The organism is Streptomyces sp. NPDC002104 (genome assembly GCF_053593795.1).
Genome location: NZ_JBSFDF010000011.1, coordinates 176,799 through 192,792 on the forward strand (window position 1 = coordinate 176,799; position 15,994 = coordinate 192,792).

Sequence of the window (15,994 nt, forward strand, 5' to 3'; positions counted from 1 at the left end):
CCCCCCGCAAGCCCCGCAGGCCCCGCAGGCCCCGCAGGCCGCGCAGGCCTCCACCCCCGCGCGCACCGCCCTACATCCCCGGCAGCCGGCCGATCTGGATCAGCGAGGTCCCGCGCTTGCGCGAGACGAAGGAGGCCCGGCCCGGAGGCATGGGACGCGGCCGTGCGCTGCCGACCAGGTCCCCCTCGGAGGGATCGCCCGACAGCACCACGCCCTGCGCGCCCAGCTCCTTGATCCGCTGCATGAACGGCTCGTACAGCGCCCGCGAGGCCCCGGCCGAACTGCGCGCGATGATGAAGCGGACGCCGGTGTCCCGGGCGAACGGCAGGAACTCCACCAGCTGCGCCAGCGGATTGCCCTGGCTCGTGGCCACCAGGTCGAAGTCGTCGATGATGATGAACACGTCCGGGCCCGTCCACCAGCTGCGGTCGCGCAGCTGCTGCGGGGTGACGTCCTGCGGGGGCTGGCGGCGGGCGAACACCCCGGCCAGCGCCTCCATGTGCATCTGCAGGGAGCTCGCCATCGGCGCGTACTCCAGCAGGTGCTCCTCCGGCAGCGCGCCGAGCAGACCGCGCCGGTAGTCGCCGACCACCAGCCGCGCCCGGTCCGGGCCGTAGCGCTCCGCGATCCGCTGCGCGATGAGCCGCAGCAGGTTCGTCTTGCCCGACTCGCTCTCGCCGAACACCAGCAGGAAGGGGTCGGTCTCGAAGTCGACGAACACCGGCTCCAGCTCGGTCTCGTCGATGCCGATCGCGATCCCGCGCTCCGGGTACTCCCCGCCCTTGGGGAGCTGGTCCGCGTGCAGCAGCCGCGGCAGCAGCCGCACGCCGGGGGCGGCCTGCCCCGTCCAGTTCTGCTTCACGGCGTCCACGAAGGCGGCCGTGGCCTCCGACAGGTCGTCCGCCGCGTGCGAACCGTCGACCCGCGGCAGCGCGCCCAGGAAGTGCAGCTTCTCCGCGACCTGGCCGCGGCCCGGCATCCCCGTCGGGACGTTCGCCGCCACCTTGCGGTCGAACTCGGAGTCCATGACATCGCCCAGGCGCAGCTCCAGCCGGCTGAGGATCTGGTCCTTCAGCGCGGCGCGGACCTCCATGTACCGGGCGACCGTGATCACCACGTGGATGCCGTATCCCAGTCCGCGGGACGCGATGTCCGTGACGACCTGCTCCAGGGCCTCGTACTCGCCCCGGAAGCCGCCCCAGCCGTCGACGACCAGGAACACGTCGCCCCAGGCCTCCCCGGGCAGCTCGCCCGCGGCCCGCCGGCGCCGGTAGGTGCCGATCGAGTCGATGCCGTTCGCGCGGAAGAACTCCTCGCGCCGGCGCAGCACCCCGGCCACCTCCGCGACCGTGCGCCGCACCCGCTCCGGGTCCAGCCGGGAGGCCATACCGCCCACGTGCGGGAGCTCGGCCAGCGAGGACAGACCGCCGCCGCCGAAGTCCAGGCCGTAGAACTGCACCTCGCGCGGGGTGTGCGTCAGCGCGAAGGAGGAGATCAGCGTCCGCATCAGCGTGGACTTGCCCGACTGCGGACCGCCGACCACCATCATGTGGCCCGCCGCACCCGAGAAGTCCCGGTACAGCACCTCGCGCCGCTGCTCGAAGGGCTTGTCGATGAGCCCGAGCGGTACGACCAGCCCGCCCGGCCGCGTGTACCCCTCGGCGTGCAGCCCGCGCTCCGCGCTCGGTGCCAGCGCCGGCAGCAGCTGGTCCAGCGGCGGAGCCTGGTCCAGCGGCGGCAGCCACACCTGGTGCGCCGGCACCCCCTGCCCCTCCAGCCGTCCCACGATCACGTCCAGCACCGTGTCCGCCAGCGCGTCGTCCCCGGCCCGCGCCTCCTGCTCGGCCCGCGCCGACAGGTACGCCGGGTCCGGAGCCGCGTACACCACGGGCACCGGCGCCGCCGTGAACAGCACGGGCCGCCGCTCCACCGGGAACAGCCCGACCGACAGGTCCGGCCCGCCCGAGCGGTAGGTGCCCGAGACGTACGCCGCCTTGAAGCGCGTCATCTCGTCCGTACCGAACTTCAGGTAGCCCGAACCGGGCACCGACGGCAGGTGGTAGGCGTCCGGCACGCCGATCGCGGTCCGCGACTCCGCCGCCGAGAAGGTCCGCAGACCGATCCGGTACGACAGGTACGTGTCCAGCCCCCGCAGCTTGCCCTCCTCCAGCCGCTGCGAGGCCAGCAGCAGGTGCACGCCCAGCGACCGGCCGATGCGGCCGATCTGGATGAACATGTCGATGAAGTCCGGCTTCGCGGTCAGCAGCTCGGAGAACTCGTCGATGACCAGCACCAGCGAGGCCAGCGGCTCCAGCGGAGCCCCCGCCGCGCGGGCCTTCTCGTAGTCGTGGATGTTCGCGTAGTTGCCCGCCGAACGCAGCAGCTCCTGGCGGCGCTGCAGCTCACCGCGGATGGAGTCGCCCATGCGGTCCACGAGCGTGAGGTCGTCCGCCAGGTTGGTGATGACCGCCGCCACGTGCGGCATCTGCCCCATCCCGGTGAAGGTCGCACCGCCCTTGAAGTCCGCGAGGACGAAGTTCAGCGTCTCCGAGGTGTGCGTGACGGCCAGCCCCAGCACCAGCGTGCGCAGCAGCTCCGACTTGCCCGAACCGGTCGCGCCCACGCACAGCCCGTGCGGGCCCATGCCCTCCTGCGCGGCCTCCTTCAGGTCCAGCATCACGGGGGAGCCGTCCTCGCCGACCCCGATCGGCACGCGCAGCCGCTCGCCGGCGGAGCGCGGCCGCCAGGTCCGGGCCACGTCCACGGCGGCCGCGTCGCCCAGGTTCAGCAGGTCGGTGAAGTCCAGATTGGCCAGCAGCGGCTCGTCCTCGTCGCCGCCGCCCGTCCGCAGCGGCGCCAGCTGCCGGGCCAGTGCCTCGGCCGCCGTCAGCGACAGGGTGTCCGGCAGACCCTCGTAGGCGAAGCCCGCACCCGACTCCAGCCGCAGCCGGCCCGGCCGCACCACGACCGACAGCCCGCCGCGCGCCTCGTCCAGCTCGCCCGCCACCACCTCGACGACGGTGACCCCCTGCAGGCCCTCGGCCGCCGCGAACACCGAGTCCGGCGGCACCAGACCCCCGCGCGAACCCGAGTCCAGTACGAGCACCACGTGCGGCTGGTCCAGTACCGGGGACCCCTCCCGGCTGAACCGGGGCCGCCCCTCCAGCCGGGAACCGAGCAGCCCCTCCAGCTCACCGATGTCGTCGCTGAACAGCCGCTTCGTGCCGGCCCCGTCGATCTGGCCCGGCAGCTGCGTGTGCGGCAGCCACTTCACCCAGTCCCACTCCGCCACCGCGCCCGGCGCCGCCACCACGGCCACCATCAGGTCCTCGGGGGAGTGCAGCGTGGCCAGTTGCGCCACCAGCGCCCGCGCCGTGCCCCGCGCGGACTCCGGCTCCCCGGAGACCGTCACGTGGTAGAACGCCCGCAGCGACACCGCCATCGGCAGCCCGTCCAGCGAGGAGTGCACCCGCAGGAACCGCTGCATGGCGCCCGCCGCCAGCGGCTCCAGCTCGTCCACCGGCGCCGTGTCCGGAGCCACCAGCGGAGTCGCCAGACGCTGCGCGCCCAGTCCCAGCCGGGCCTGCCCGAAGTCCGGGTCGCCGACCCGGCGCTCCCACAGGCGCGAACCCTCGGCCACCACCGACCACAACTGCTCCGGAGCCGGGTGCAGATACAGCTGCGCGTCACGCTGGGCCCGCGCGGTCCTGCGTACCTGACGGCGGGTTTGCGCCAGGTACTTGAGGTAATCCCGCCGGATATCGGCCATTTGCCCTTGCGTACCGCGCCGGTGCCGCACCAACTGAGCCACCAGCATGCCCACCGTCGACACCATCATCAGCACGCCCATGATGCGCATGAACGGCGCGGCGCCCGGCATGAAGAAGAAGACGGCCGACGAACCCATCCCGAGCATCGGGAGGAGCTGCATCAGCACGCCCTCCTGCTGCCCCCGGGGAAGTTCCGGCGGCGCCTCCAGCCTCAGTTCGTCCGAAGGCACTTCGGGCGGCAGCGACCGGGGCGGACGTTTGACGACGATCTGGCTCACCGGAGCATCAATCCCTCGAAAACAGACGGGACGTCGCAACCGGCGCCCTCAAGTCCCGGGCGCGAAGGGGGTCTCCTCCGCAGAGAGGTGATCCTACTTGCCGACAGTCACCGGGCCTCCCGGTAGGGTGGCGCGCGCAGCATGCGCATCCGCGAATCGGCCGCGCACCGCAGGGCGGACCACCGCCGGCGGCGCGGCACCCGCACACCACGCACACCAACGCACACACCCACCGGGGGGCATCAGGTGAACACCGCCGAGGCGACCGGCTTCCGCAGGGTCACCGTCGTGGCTCCCGACAGCCGCATAGACGTCGCCCTCCCCGAGGACATCGCCGTCGCCGACATCTACCCCGAGCTGCTGCGCCTCACCGGCCAGACCCAGCCCGTCGGCGCACCCACCGGCTTCCACCTGGTCCTGCGCTCCGGCACCGTCCTCGACGGCGCCCGCACCCTCGCGGCCCAGCAGGTCCTGGACGGCGAAGTGCTCAGCCTGCGCCCCTTCGCGCAGTCCCTGCCGCCCGCCGTCTTCGACGACGTCTCCGACGCCGTCGCCGCCGCCGTGGTGCGCGACCGCCACCGCTGGAGCGACGACATGCTGCGCGGCGCGGGCCTGACCGGCGCCGCCGTCCTCTTCGTCCTGCTCGGCTTCGTCCTCTGGTACGCCGACCCCGTCCTGCACGACATGCACGGACTGCCCGGCATCATCGCCGGCTCCATCGGCCTGCTCCTCACCGCCGCCGCCGGAGTCCGCGCCCGGGTCTACCGCGACCGCGGCTCCGCCGTCGCCCTCGGCCTGGCCGCCGTACCGCACCTGCTGCTCGCCGGCGCCGGCATCATCGCCCCCGCCGCGGGCCAGGGACCCGGCCGGCTCCAGTTCCTCCTCGGCTGCGTCTGCGTGCTCGTCGCCTCCGTCGCCCTGGTCGCCCTCACCCCCGACGGCGACGCACCCTTCGTCGCGGTCACCTTCCTCGCCGCCACCGGCACCCTGGCCACGTTCGCCGCGATCGCCGCCGACGCCGGCGCCACCTCCGCCGCGGCCGTCTGCGCCCCCGCCGCCATCGGCCTCGTCGCCTTCCTCCCCGGCCTCTCCGCCCGCTTCGCCCGGCTCCCCATCGGCTACGCCGCCCCGCGCAGCGCCACGGCCGAGTACGAGACCCCCGACCGGTACGAGAGCGACCCCTACAACGAGTACGGGGAGCGCTCCGCCACCGACGGCAACGACTCCGGAGCCCCGCTCGACGCCGAGGCCATCGCCGCCCAGGCCCGCCGCGGCCACGAGATGCTCCTCGGCCTCGTCGGCGGCTGCGCGGCCGTCGCCGTCGGCGCCGCCGCCGTCCTCGGCTTCTCGGACAACACCTGGGCCCGGCTCCTGGCCCTGGCCACCGGGCTCGCCATGCTGCTGCGCGCCCGGCTCTTCCGCTACACCTCGCAGGTCGCCTGCGCACTGGTGGCCGGCTTCGCCGCCCTCGGCCTGCTCGTCCTCGGCCTCGCCATGCACCCGCCGTTCTCCCTGCTCAGGGAGCTCGCGCTGTACGGGGACCACAGCGGCCTGGAGATCCGTACGCTCTGGCTCTCGGCCGCCGTCGCCGCCGGCGCGGCCCTCCTCGCGGGAATTGCGCTGGTCATTCCCCGCAAGGGTCTGTCACCCTTCTGGGGGCGGCTGCTCGACCTCACCGAGGCGGCGGTCCTGCTCAGCCTGGTCCCGCTGACCCTGGCCGTGCTCGACGTCTACGCCCGGGCCCGCTCTCTCACCAGCTGAGACGAGGGTCAGCGGCAGCCTGGTACGCTGTGTGACGGCCGCTTGTGTACGCGCCTCCGGATCGCTCCGGGGCTGCGCTCAGCGGACCCCGCCTCCCGAGTTACGGAAGATCCCCAGAGAATTCGACCTGGGGCACTCGGTGGCTATGTAGACCTATTACAAGGAGTACGCGTGCCGCTCGACGCCGCAGTCAAGAAGCAGCTCATCGCAGAGTTTGGTGCCAAGGAGGGCGACACCGGCTCCCCCGAGGTCCAGGTGGCCATGCTGTCCCGCCGCATCTCGGACCTCACCGAGCACCTGAAGTCCCACAAGCACGACCACCACTCCCGTCGTGGTCTGCTGATCCTGGTCGGCCAGCGTCGCCGCCTGCTGCAGTACCTGGCCAAGAAGGACATCCAGCGCTTCCGTACGCTGGTCGAGCGCCTCGGCATCCGCCGCGGTGCGGCCGGCGCCAAGTAAAGACGCTGTGAAGGGAGCGGTTCCCACATTGAGTGGGCCGCTCCCTTTGCTGTACGTGCGCGACGTACCGGACGCTTTGTAGTCTGGAAGCGTCCGCGTCGCGAGACGCGCACAACTGAAGAGGAGGAGCGCCCTCCCACGCCGCCGGTCCTCGGTAGTGGCATCCGGAAAGCCCGTACGGGGCTTCGCCCGGCTGCTTCGATCGAAGACCGGCCCGCACGCCAGGAGCGCTTCTCCGCAACCGTCCACCACCACACGGGTGGCGGACGGAGACGACGAAAATGGAGAAAACGCTAGTGGAGAACGAGACCCACTACGCCGAGGCCGTCATTGACAACGGTTCCTTCGGCACCCGCACCATCCGCTTCGAGACGGGCCGTCTGGCCCGCCAGGCCGCCGGCTCCGCCGTTGCCTACCTGGACGACGACACGATGGTGCTTTCCGCCACCACCGCGTCGAAGAAGCCCAAGGACCAGCTCGACTTCTTCCCCCTGACGGTGGACGTCGAGGAGCGCCAGTACGCGGCCGGCAAGATCCCCGGCTCGTTCTTCCGCCGCGAGGGCCGCCCCTCCGAGGACGCGATCCTCACCTGTCGCCTGATCGACCGCCCGCTGCGCCCGTCCTTCAAGAAGGGCCTGCGCAACGAGATCCAGGTCGTCGCGACGATCATGGCGCTCAACCCCGACCACCTGTACGACGTCGTGGCGATCAACGCCGCCTCCGCGTCCACCCAGCTGGCCGGCCTGCCCTTCTCCGGCCCGATCGGCGGCGTCCGCGTCGCGCTGATCCGCGGCCAGTGGGTCGCCTTCCCGACGCACACCGAGCTCGAGGACGCCGTCTTCGACATGGTCGTCGCGGGCCGCGTGCTCGACGACGGTGACGTCGCGATCATGATGGTCGAGGCCGAGGCCACCGAGAAGACCATCGCCCTGGTCAAGGGCGGCGCCGAGGCGCCGACCGAGGAGGTCGTGGCCGCCGGCCTCGACGCCTCGAAGCCCTTCATCAAGGTCCTCTGCAAGGCCCAGGCGGACCTGGCGGCCAAGGCCGCCAAGCCCGAGGGCGAGTTCCCGGTCTTCCTGGACTACCAGGACGACGTGTACGAGGCCCTCGCGGCCGCCGTCAAGGGCGAGCTCTCCCAGGCGCTGACCATCGCGGGCAAGCAGGACCGCGAGGCCGAGCTGGACCGCGTCAAGGAGATCGCCGCCGAGAAGCTCCTCCCGGCCTTCGAAGGCCGCGAGAAGGAGATCTCCGCCGCGTACCGCAGCCTCACCAAGGCCCTGGTCCGCGAGCGCGTCATCAAGGACAAGGTCCGCATCGACGGCCGCGGGATCACGGACATCCGTACCCTCGCCGCCGAGGTCGAGGCCATCCCGCGCGTGCACGGCTCGGCGCTGTTCGAGCGTGGCGAGACCCAGATCCTGGGCGTCACCACCCTCAACATGCTCCGCATGGAGCAGCAGCTGGACACCCTCTCCCCGGTGACCCGCAAGCGCTACATGCACAACTACAACTTCCCGCCGTACTCGGTCGGCGAGACCGGCCGCGTCGGTTCGCCGAAGCGCCGCGAGATCGGCCACGGCGCGCTCGCCGAGCGCGCGATCGTGCCGGTGCTCCCGACGCGCGAGGAGTTCCCCTACGCGATCCGCCAGGTGTCCGAGGCTCTCGGCTCCAACGGCTCGACGTCCATGGGCTCGGTCTGCGCCTCCACCATGTCGCTGCTGAACGCCGGTGTGCCCCTCAAGGCCCCCGTCGCCGGTATCGCCATGGGCCTGATCTCGCAGGAGATCGACGGCAAGACCCACTACGTCGCCCTCACCGACATCCTCGGTGCGGAGGACGCCTTCGGCGACATGGACTTCAAGGTCGCCGGCACCAAGGAGTTCGTCACCGCGCTCCAGCTGGACACCAAGCTCGACGGCATCCCGGCCTCGGTCCTGGCCGCCGCCCTCAAGCAGGCCCGCGACGCCCGCCTCCACATCCTCGACGTGATGATGGAAGCGATCGACACGCCGGACGCCATGTCCCCGTTCGCCCCGCGGATCATCACGGTCAAGATCCCCGTGGACAAGATCGGTGAGGTCATCGGCCCCAAGGGCAAGATGATCAACCAGATCCAGGAGGACACCGGCGCCGAGATCACGATCGAGGACGACGGCACCATCTACATCGGTGCCGCCGACGGTCCGGCCGCCGAGGCCGCCCGCGCCACGATCAACCAGATCGCCAACCCGACCATGCCGGAGGTCGGCGAGCGCTACCTGGGTACGGTCGTCAAGACCACCACCTTCGGTGCCTTCGTCTCCCTCATGCCCGGCAAGGACGGCCTGCTGCACATCTCGCAGATCCGCAAGCTCGCCGGTGGCAAGCGCGTGGAGAACGTCGAGGACGTGCTCGCGGTCGGCACCAAGGTCCAGGTCGAGATCGCCGAGATCGACTCCCGCGGCAAGCTCTCGCTGGTCCCCGTCATCGACGGCGAGGCCGCCGGTGACGACGCTGACAAGGACGACTCCGACAAGTGACGTCGCGTAGTTCCCGTGTGACGGCCCGCCCCTCTTCGGAGGGGCGGGCCGTCGCCCGTACCCAAACACTGCTCAAGGGCGCGAACGGCATCGGCACCGTCCGGCGCACGGTCCTCCCCGGCGGACTGCGCGTCGTCACCGAGACCCTGCCGTCCGTCCGCTCCGCCACCTTCGGGATCTGGGCGCACGTCGGCTCCCGGGACGAGACGCCCACGCTCAACGGCGCCACGCACTACCTGGAGCACCTCCTCTTCAAGGGCACCGACAAGCGCAGTGCCCTCGACATCTCCTCCGCGATCGACGCGGTCGGCGGCGAGATGAACGCCTTCACGGCGAAGGAGTACACCTGCTACTACGCGCGGGTGCTCGACACCGACCTGCCGCTGGCCATCGACGTCGTGTGCGACATGCTCACCGGCTCGCTGATCCTCGAATCCGATGTCGACGCCGAGCGCGGAGTCATCCTCGAAGAGATCGCGATGACCGAGGACGACCCGGGCGACATGGTCCACGACCTGTTCGCCCAGACCATGTACGGGGACACCCCGCTCGGGCGCCCCGTCCTCGGCACCGTCGACACGATCAACGCGCTCACCGCCGACCGGATCCGCCGCTTCTACAAGAAGCACTACGACCCCACCCACCTGGTCGTGGCGGCCGCGGGCAACGTCGACCACAACAAGGTCGTACGCCAGGTCCGCGCGGCCTTCGAGAAGGCCGGCGCCCTCACCCGTACCGACGCCGAACCGGTCGGCCCGCGCTCCGGCACCAAGCGGATCCGCACCTCCGGCCGTGTCGAGCTGGTGGGCCGCAAGACCGAGCAGGCCCACGTGGTCCTCGGCATGCCGGCCCTTGCCCGCACCGACGAGCGCCGCTGGGCGCTCGGGGTGCTGAACACCGCGCTCGGCGGCGGCATGTCCTCCCGCCTCTTCCAGGAGGTCCGGGAGAAGCGCGGCCTGGCCTACAGCGTGTACTCGTACACCTCGGGCTTCGCCGACACCGGCCTCTTCGGCGTCTACGCCGGCTGCCGCCCCAACCAGGTCCACGACGTCCTGCGGATCTGCCGGGACGAGCTGGACAAGGTCGCCGCCGACGGGCTCACCGACGAGGAGATCCGGCGGGCCGTCGGCCAGCTGTCCGGCTCCACCGTCCTCGGCCTGGAGGACACCGGCGCGATCATGAACCGCATCGGCAAGAGCGAGCTCTGCTGGGGCGACCAGATGTCGGTCGACGACCTGCTGGCCCGGATCGCGGCCGTCACCCCGGACGAAGTGCGCTCGGTCGCGCAGGACGTCCTGGCGCAGCGGCCCTCGCTCGCGGTGATCGGCCCGCTGAAGGAGAAGCAGGCGGCCCGTCTGGACGAGGCCGTCGCCTAGCCAGGCCCCACCTCAGGAGCACGTCGCCCGGGCCCCGGGACAGGGCCCGGGCCCGTACGCACTTTAAGGAATGACATGAGCAAGCTGCGCGTGGCAGTTCTCGGCGCCCAGGGCCGCATCGGCTCCGAGGCCGTCAAGGCGGTCGAGGCCGCCGAGGACATGGAACTGGTGGCCGCCCTGGGCCGCGGAGACAAGCTGGAGACGCTGGCCGAGGCCGGCGCCCAGGTCGCGGTCGAGCTGACCACCCCCGCCTCGGTGATGGAGAACCTGGAGTTCCTCGTCCGCCACGGCATCCACGGAGTGGTCGGCACCACCGGCTGGACCGAGGACCGCCTCGGGACGCTGAACACCTGGCTCGCCGCCTCCCCGGCGACCGGCGTCCTCATCGCCCCGAACTTCTCCATCGGCGCCGTCCTCACCATGAAGTTCGCCGCGCAGGCCGCCCGGTACTTCGAGTCCGTCGAGGTCGTCGAACTGCACCACCCGAACAAGGTCGACGCCCCCTCCGGCACGGCGACCCGTACGGCCCAGCTCATCGCGGCCGCCCGCGCCGAGGCCGGCCTCGGCGCGCAGCCCGATGCCACCGCCACCGCCCTGGACGGCGCGCGCGGCGCGGACGTCGACGGCGTCCCGGTGCACGCGATCCGCCTGCGCGGACTGCTGGCCCACCAGGAGGTGCTCCTCGGCGGCGAGGGCGAGACCCTGACCATCCGTCACGACTCCCTGCACCACAGCAGCTTCATGCCGGGCATCCTGCTCGGCGCGCGCCGCGTGACGCAGACCCCGGGCCTCACCTTCGGCCTGGAAAACTTCCTCGAACTCGGCTGACGAGCAGGCGGCGACCCCCATGCGCGCGAAGATCCTCTACTTCCTCACGGCCGCGGTCCTGGTCGTGTACTTCGTCCTGGTCGGCAGCAGGGGCCTGATGCTGATCCGGCACGGGACCCTGCTCACCGTCACCTTCGGGGTGGCGGTGCTGATCCTGCCGGTCATCGGCGTCTGGTTCCTCTGGAAGAACACCCAGTTCGTCACCCGGGCCAACCGGCTCGGAGCCGAGCTGGAGGCCGAGGGCGGACTGCCCGTGGACGAGCTGGAGCGGGACAAGTACGGCCGGATCCTGCGGGATTCGGCCGACGAGGTCTTCGCGCGCCGCAGGGCCGAGACCGAGGACGCGCCGGGGGACTGGCGCAGCTGGTTCCGCCTGGCCATCGCCTACCACGACGCCCGCGACACCCCGCGGGCCCGCAAGGCCATGCAGCGGGCCATCTCCCTGCACGACGGAAAGCCCGTACAAGCCTGAGCCTGTACGGGCTTCCCGTGCGCGTCACGCCCTCTGGAGGGCGCCGGGGCGGACCGCCTCAGGCGGGCACCGCCCGGTACTCGTCCGCCCAGGCCTCGACCGAGTGGGCGGCCCGGTCGAAGGCCTCGGTCCGCGCCAGGAAATCGGCGTTGTGGTCGGTCAGCAGGACCGGCAGCGCGGCGCCTCCGCGCGCGGCCACGGTCAGGGCCTGACCCTGCACGGTCCTGGGCAGTCCGAGCCAGCGCACGGGCTGCTGCACCGTGCGGACCTCGCCGACCTGGTTCCAGGGGATCGAGCGGGTGGTCAGGAACCCCGCCACGCGCAGCCCCTTGGGGCTCACCCAGACGCCCGTGCGCAGCAGCCGCAGGGCGGAGCCGACCACGACGAGCGAGGCCAGCAGACCGCCCAGGGCGCCGGTCCAGGTGCCGGCGGCCACGATGATGACCGTGGCGAACAGCATGAACGAGCCGACCAGGAGCATCACCGAGGCGATGGCGACCCGCCAGGGACCCGGGCGGTAGGGGCGGCGCCAGCGGTCGGGGTCTTCGTAGGGGAGCGTCTCCCCGGTGTCGTGCGCGTCGAATGCGCCGTCGGCCGTCAGGAAGGGCAGGGGCACGGCAGGACCTCACTCACATGCACGTTCGGTTGGGCTGTGCCCGTGAGGCTACCGCCCCTCGGAGGCCTCCGACTGCTGCGACTTCGCCGGTGCGTGGCTCGGCTGCAGTGCGGGGATGCCGAAGAGCAGCGATCCTACGAGCCCTGCGACGACGGTCAGTCCGACCAGACTACGGGCGGCGATCTGGGTCTTGCTCAGACTCTCGCGCGGCGGCGGAGTGACGTTGCTGCGGAATCGGTCGGCCTCCGCGACGAAGGCGAACGGGACGGGTTCGCGCCGGCGGAACATGGGGAACGACTCTCCTCACGGTCGGGGGCCCCGGGACGGTGGGGGCGGGATGGGCGGACGGTTCTACGGAGTAGGACGTACGAAAGGCCCGATCGGTGCCGATTTCCGGGACATTAATCGAAGTTCATGGCGCTGCGTCAGCTCCGCCGGCCGGGCCCGGCCGGGCCCGGACACGGCCGGGCCGCCCGTTCGGCCCTGCCGGCAGACCCTCCCGCCCCACCCGCGCGACCCGGCCGGCACCCTTCCCACGGCCGACCGCGACGCCCCATATGCCCCGATATCCCGGTTCCGCACGGATGTACGGAACAAGTCTGAAGTGTCCGTATTGCCACGTTTCGTAAAGTTCATCTAGGCTGATCAAACGGACCCGGCACTGCTTGAACCCCCGAGCAGGCAGTGCCGGGCTCCAACACCGTCATCACGTCCCCCGAGGGGACACCGCGAGCATGGCAGCGAGTAGCGTGTTACCCATGGCTCCGATCTCGACTCCGCAGACCCCCTTCGGGCGGGTCCTCACCGCCATGATCACGCCGTTTACGGCGGATGGCGCACTTGACCTCGACGGCGCGCAGCAGCTCGCCGTCCACTTGGTGGACGCAGGCAACGACGGCCTGATCATCAACGGAACCACCGGTGAGTCGCCGACCACCACTGACGCGGAGAAAAACGACCTCGTACGAGCCGTCCTCGAAGCGGTCGGAGACCGGGCCCACGTGGTCGCCGGCATCGGCACCAATGACACCCGTCACACCCTCGAACTGGCCCGCCAGGCCGAGCGCACCGGCGCCCACGGCCTGCTCGCGGTCACCCCGTACTACAGCAAGCCGCCGCAGGAGGGCCTCTTCCGGCACTTCACGGCGATCGCCGACGCCACCGAGCTCCCGGTCATGCTCTACGACATCCCGGGCCGCAGCGGTGTACCGATCAATACCGAAACACTCGTCCGGCTGGCCGAGCACCCCCGTATCGTGGCCAACAAGGACGCCAAGGGCGACCTCGGACGCGCCAGCTGGGCCATCGCGCAGAGCGGCCTCGCCTGGTACTCCGGTGACGACATGCTGAACCTGCCGCTCCTGTCGGTCGGCGCGGTCGGTTTCGTCTCCGTGGTCGGTCACGTGGTCAGCCCCGAGCTCCGCGAGATGCTCGAGGCCCACCTGGGCGGCGACGTCCAGAAGGCCACCGAGATCCACCAGAAGCTGCTCCCCGTCTTCACCGGCATGTTCCGCACCCAGGGTGTGATCACCACCAAGGGCGCACTGAACCTGCAGGGCCTGCCCGCGGGCCCGCTGCGGCTCCCGTTGGTCGAGCTGACCGCCGAAGAGACGGCGCAGCTCAAGATCGATCTTGCCGCCGGCGGGGTACAGCTCTGACATCAGACTTCACAACTGAATAAGCAGAACCACACAAGACAACAGCAAGTGCACGAATGACATGCGCGCCACGTGCCTCGACGGGTACGTGGCCGCGCGTGGTGAAGGAGAACCTTTTGAGCCATCCGCATCCTGAACTCGGTCCGCCGCCGAAGCTCCCCAAGGGCGGCCTTCGGGTCACCCCCCTGGGCGGGCTCGGTGAGATCGGCCGCAACATGACCGTCTTCGAGTTCGACGGCCGCCTGCTCATCGTCGACTGCGGCGTCCTCTTCCCCGAAGAGGAACAGCCGGGCATCGACCTGATCCTGCCGGACTTCTCGTCCATCCGGGATCGCCTCGACGACATCGAGGGCATCGTCCTCACGCACGGCCACGAAGACCACATCGGCGCCGTCCCGTACCTCCTCCGGGAGAAGCCGGACATCCCGCTGATCGGCTCCAAGCTGACGCTGGCGCTCATCGAGGCCAAGCTCCAGGAGCACCGCATCCGCCCCTACACCCTCGAGGTGAAGGAAGGCGAGCGCGAGAACCTCGGCCCCTTCGACTGCGAGTTCATCGCGGTCAACCACTCCATCCCGGACGCCCTGGCCGTGGCCATCCGCACCGGCGCCGGCATGGTCGTGTGCACCGGTGACTTCAAGATGGACCAGCTCCCGCTGGACAACCGCCTCACCGACCTGCACGCCTTCGCGCGTCTGAGCGAAGAGGGCATCGACCTTCTCCTCTCGGACTCGACGAACGCCGAGGTCCCGGGCTTCGTCCCGCCCGAGCGCGAGATCTCGAACGTCCTGCGCACGGTCTTCGCCAACGCCAACAACCGGATCATCGTGGCGAGCTTCGCGAGCCACGTGCACCGCATCCAGCAGATCCTCGACGCCGCCCACGAGTACGGCCGCAGGGTCGCCTTCGTCGGCCGCTCGATGGTCCGCAACATGGGCATCGCCCGTGACCTGGGCTACCTGAAGGTCCCGGCCGGCCTCGTCGTGGACGTCAAGACCCTCGACGACCTGCCGCCCCACGAGGTCGTCCTGGTCTGCACGGGGTCGCAGGGCGAGCCGATGGCGGCCCTGTCCCGCATGGCGAACCGCGACCACCAGATCCGGATCGTCCCGGGCGACACGGTCATCCTGGCCTCGTCGCTCATCCCGGGCAACGAGAACGCGGTCTACCGCGTGATCAACGGCCTGACGCGCTGGGGCGCCAACGTCGTGCACAAGGGCAACGCCAAGGTGCACGTCTCCGGCCACGCCTCCGCCGGCGAGCTGCTGTACTTCTACAACATCTGCAAGCCGCGGAACCTGATGCCGGTCCACGGCGAATGGCGCCACCTGCGCGCCAACGCCGAGCTCGGCGCCCTGACGGGCGTACCGAAGGACCGCATCGTCATCGCGGAGGACGGCGTCGTCGTCGACCTCATCGACGGCAAGGCCCGCATCTCGGGCAAGGTCCAGGCCGGCTACGTCTACGTGGACGGCCTCTCGGTCGGCGACGTCACCGAAGCCCACCTCAAGGACCGCAAGATCCTGGGTGACGAGGGCATCATCTCGGTCTACGTCGTGGTGGACAGCACCACGGGCAAGATCGTCAGCGGCCCGAACATCCAGGCCCGCGGCTCCGGCATCGAGGACTCGGCGTTCTCGTCGGTCCTGCCGAAGATCGAGGAAGCCATCGCCCGGGCCGCCGCGGACGGCGTGGCCGAGCCGCACCAGATCCAGCAGCTCATCCGCCGCACGATGGGCAAGTGGGTCTCGGACGGCTACCGCCGCCGCCCGATGATCCTCCCGGTCGTCGTCGAGGTCTGACCCTCGCGGTAGCGACCACACCGGAGCGGGGCAACCGGATTTGCATCCGGGGGCCCCGCTCCAGTACGTTTACGTCTCCACCTCGCACGACCCCCCTGCACACACGTGTGCCCGGGCATGTCACCGCGAGCGGGTGGGATTCCAGAGCAGGGAAACCTGATAAAGTCTGGCTCGCCCGAAAGGGAATGGCTCTCCAATGGCCGTCCAATTCAAATCCAAGTCGGAAACGACACGGAAATGATCTGGTAGAGTTGGAATCGCCGGAAAGGAAAACCGCGAAAAGCGGAGGACCTGGAAGGCGGAAAACAAGCGAGACAGACTCTGATAGAGTCTGAAACGCAAGAACAGAACAGAACGAAAGCCCGGAGGAAAGCCCGAGAGGGTGAGTACAAAGGAAGCGTCCGTTCCTTGAGAACTCAACAGCGTGCCAAAAATCAACGCCAAAAAGTTGATAC

12 protein-coding genes are annotated in these 15,994 nt (G+C 70.5%); 8 read left to right on the forward strand and 4 right to left on the reverse strand.

Annotated features, from left to right (window positions below):
- Positions 1-70 precede the first annotated feature (70 nt).
- The gene (gene eccCa / locus ACWCP2_RS13205) at positions 71-4,048 is read right to left on the reverse strand and encodes a type VII secretion protein EccCa (protein WP_450908661.1); all 3,978 of its coding nucleotides are present in this window, start codon (positions 4,046-4,048) and stop codon (positions 71-73) included.
- A 246-nt stretch (positions 4,049-4,294) separates the two neighbouring features.
- Here eccCa and eccD point away from each other — a divergent pair, with 246 nt between their 5' ends.
- From eccD to ACWCP2_RS13235, 6 genes are all read left to right on the forward strand, one after another.
- A complete protein-coding gene (eccD, locus tag ACWCP2_RS13210; protein ID WP_450908662.1) occupies positions 4,295-5,809 on the forward strand; it encodes a type VII secretion integral membrane protein EccD in 1,515 nt (504 codons plus the stop codon).
- A gap of 171 nt (positions 5,810-5,980) precedes the next feature.
- Positions 5,981-6,268, forward strand: a complete 288-nt coding sequence (gene rpsO / locus ACWCP2_RS13215) for a 30S ribosomal protein S15 (RefSeq protein WP_243337509.1) — start codon at positions 5,981-5,983, stop codon at positions 6,266-6,268.
- A 296-nt stretch (positions 6,269-6,564) separates the two neighbouring features.
- A complete protein-coding gene (locus ACWCP2_RS13220; RefSeq protein ID WP_450908676.1) occupies positions 6,565-8,787 on the forward strand; it encodes a polyribonucleotide nucleotidyltransferase in 2,223 nt (740 codons plus the stop codon).
- Complete coding sequence (locus ACWCP2_RS13225; RefSeq protein ID WP_450908663.1) at positions 8,784-10,163, forward strand: M16 family metallopeptidase; 1,380 nt, start codon at positions 8,784-8,786, stop codon at positions 10,161-10,163. The genes ACWCP2_RS13220 and ACWCP2_RS13225 overlap by 4 nt, the downstream gene beginning before the upstream one ends.
- Positions 10,164-10,238: 75 nt before the next feature.
- Positions 10,239-10,991 carry a 4-hydroxy-tetrahydrodipicolinate reductase gene (gene dapB / locus ACWCP2_RS13230; protein ID WP_450908664.1) on the forward strand — a complete coding sequence of 251 codons (753 nt, stop codon included), beginning with the start codon at positions 10,239-10,241 and terminating at the stop codon, positions 10,989-10,991.
- A gap of 19 nt (positions 10,992-11,010) precedes the next feature.
- Positions 11,011-11,463, forward strand: coding sequence for a hypothetical protein (locus tag ACWCP2_RS13235; protein ID WP_450908665.1), 453 nt, complete (start codon positions 11,011-11,013; stop codon positions 11,461-11,463).
- A 58-nt stretch (positions 11,464-11,521) separates the two neighbouring features.
- On the opposite strand, the gene ACWCP2_RS13240 is transcribed toward ACWCP2_RS13235, so the two are convergent.
- Entirely contained in the window at positions 11,522-12,079 is a 558-nt protein-coding gene (locus ACWCP2_RS13240; RefSeq protein WP_450908666.1) for a hypothetical protein, read from the reverse strand.
- 48 nt (positions 12,080-12,127) lie between these two features.
- Positions 12,128-12,367: a hypothetical protein gene (locus ACWCP2_RS13245; protein WP_243337485.1), complete on the reverse strand. Its 240-nt coding sequence runs from the start codon at positions 12,365-12,367 to the stop codon at positions 12,128-12,130.
- Positions 12,368-12,837: 470 nt separating this feature from the next.
- On the opposite strand from ACWCP2_RS13245, the gene dapA reads away from it, so the two are divergent.
- Positions 12,838-13,737: a 4-hydroxy-tetrahydrodipicolinate synthase gene (gene dapA, locus ACWCP2_RS13250; RefSeq protein WP_266904008.1), complete on the forward strand. Its 900-nt coding sequence runs from the start codon at positions 12,838-12,840 to the stop codon at positions 13,735-13,737.
- Positions 13,738-13,853: 116 nt separating this feature from the next.
- Positions 13,854-15,539, forward strand: coding sequence for a ribonuclease J (locus ACWCP2_RS13255; RefSeq protein WP_450908667.1), 1,686 nt, complete (start codon positions 13,854-13,856; stop codon positions 15,537-15,539).
- A 120-nt stretch (positions 15,540-15,659) separates the two neighbouring features.
- Here ACWCP2_RS13255 and ACWCP2_RS13260 read toward each other — a convergent pair.
- Positions 15,660-15,994, reverse strand: a 335-nt coding sequence (locus tag ACWCP2_RS13260; protein WP_450908668.1) for a hypothetical protein, incomplete at its 5' end; no start/stop codon positions are given.

Excerpts from the sequence above, each read along its gene's own strand:
- dapB (WP_450908664.1), top strand. The coding sequence starts at position 10,239 with ATGAGCAAGCTGCGCGTGGCAGTTCTCGGCGCCCAGGGCCGCATCGGC.
- ACWCP2_RS13235 (WP_450908665.1), top strand. The coding sequence starts at position 11,011 with ATGCGCGCGAAGATCCTCTACTTCCTCACGGCCGCGGTCCTGGTCGTG.
- ACWCP2_RS13245 (WP_243337485.1), bottom strand. The coding sequence starts at position 12,367 with ATGTTCCGCCGGCGCGAACCCGTCCCGTTCGCCTTCGTCGCGGAGGCC.
- dapA (WP_266904008.1), top strand. The coding sequence starts at position 12,838 with ATGGCTCCGATCTCGACTCCGCAGACCCCCTTCGGGCGGGTCCTCACC.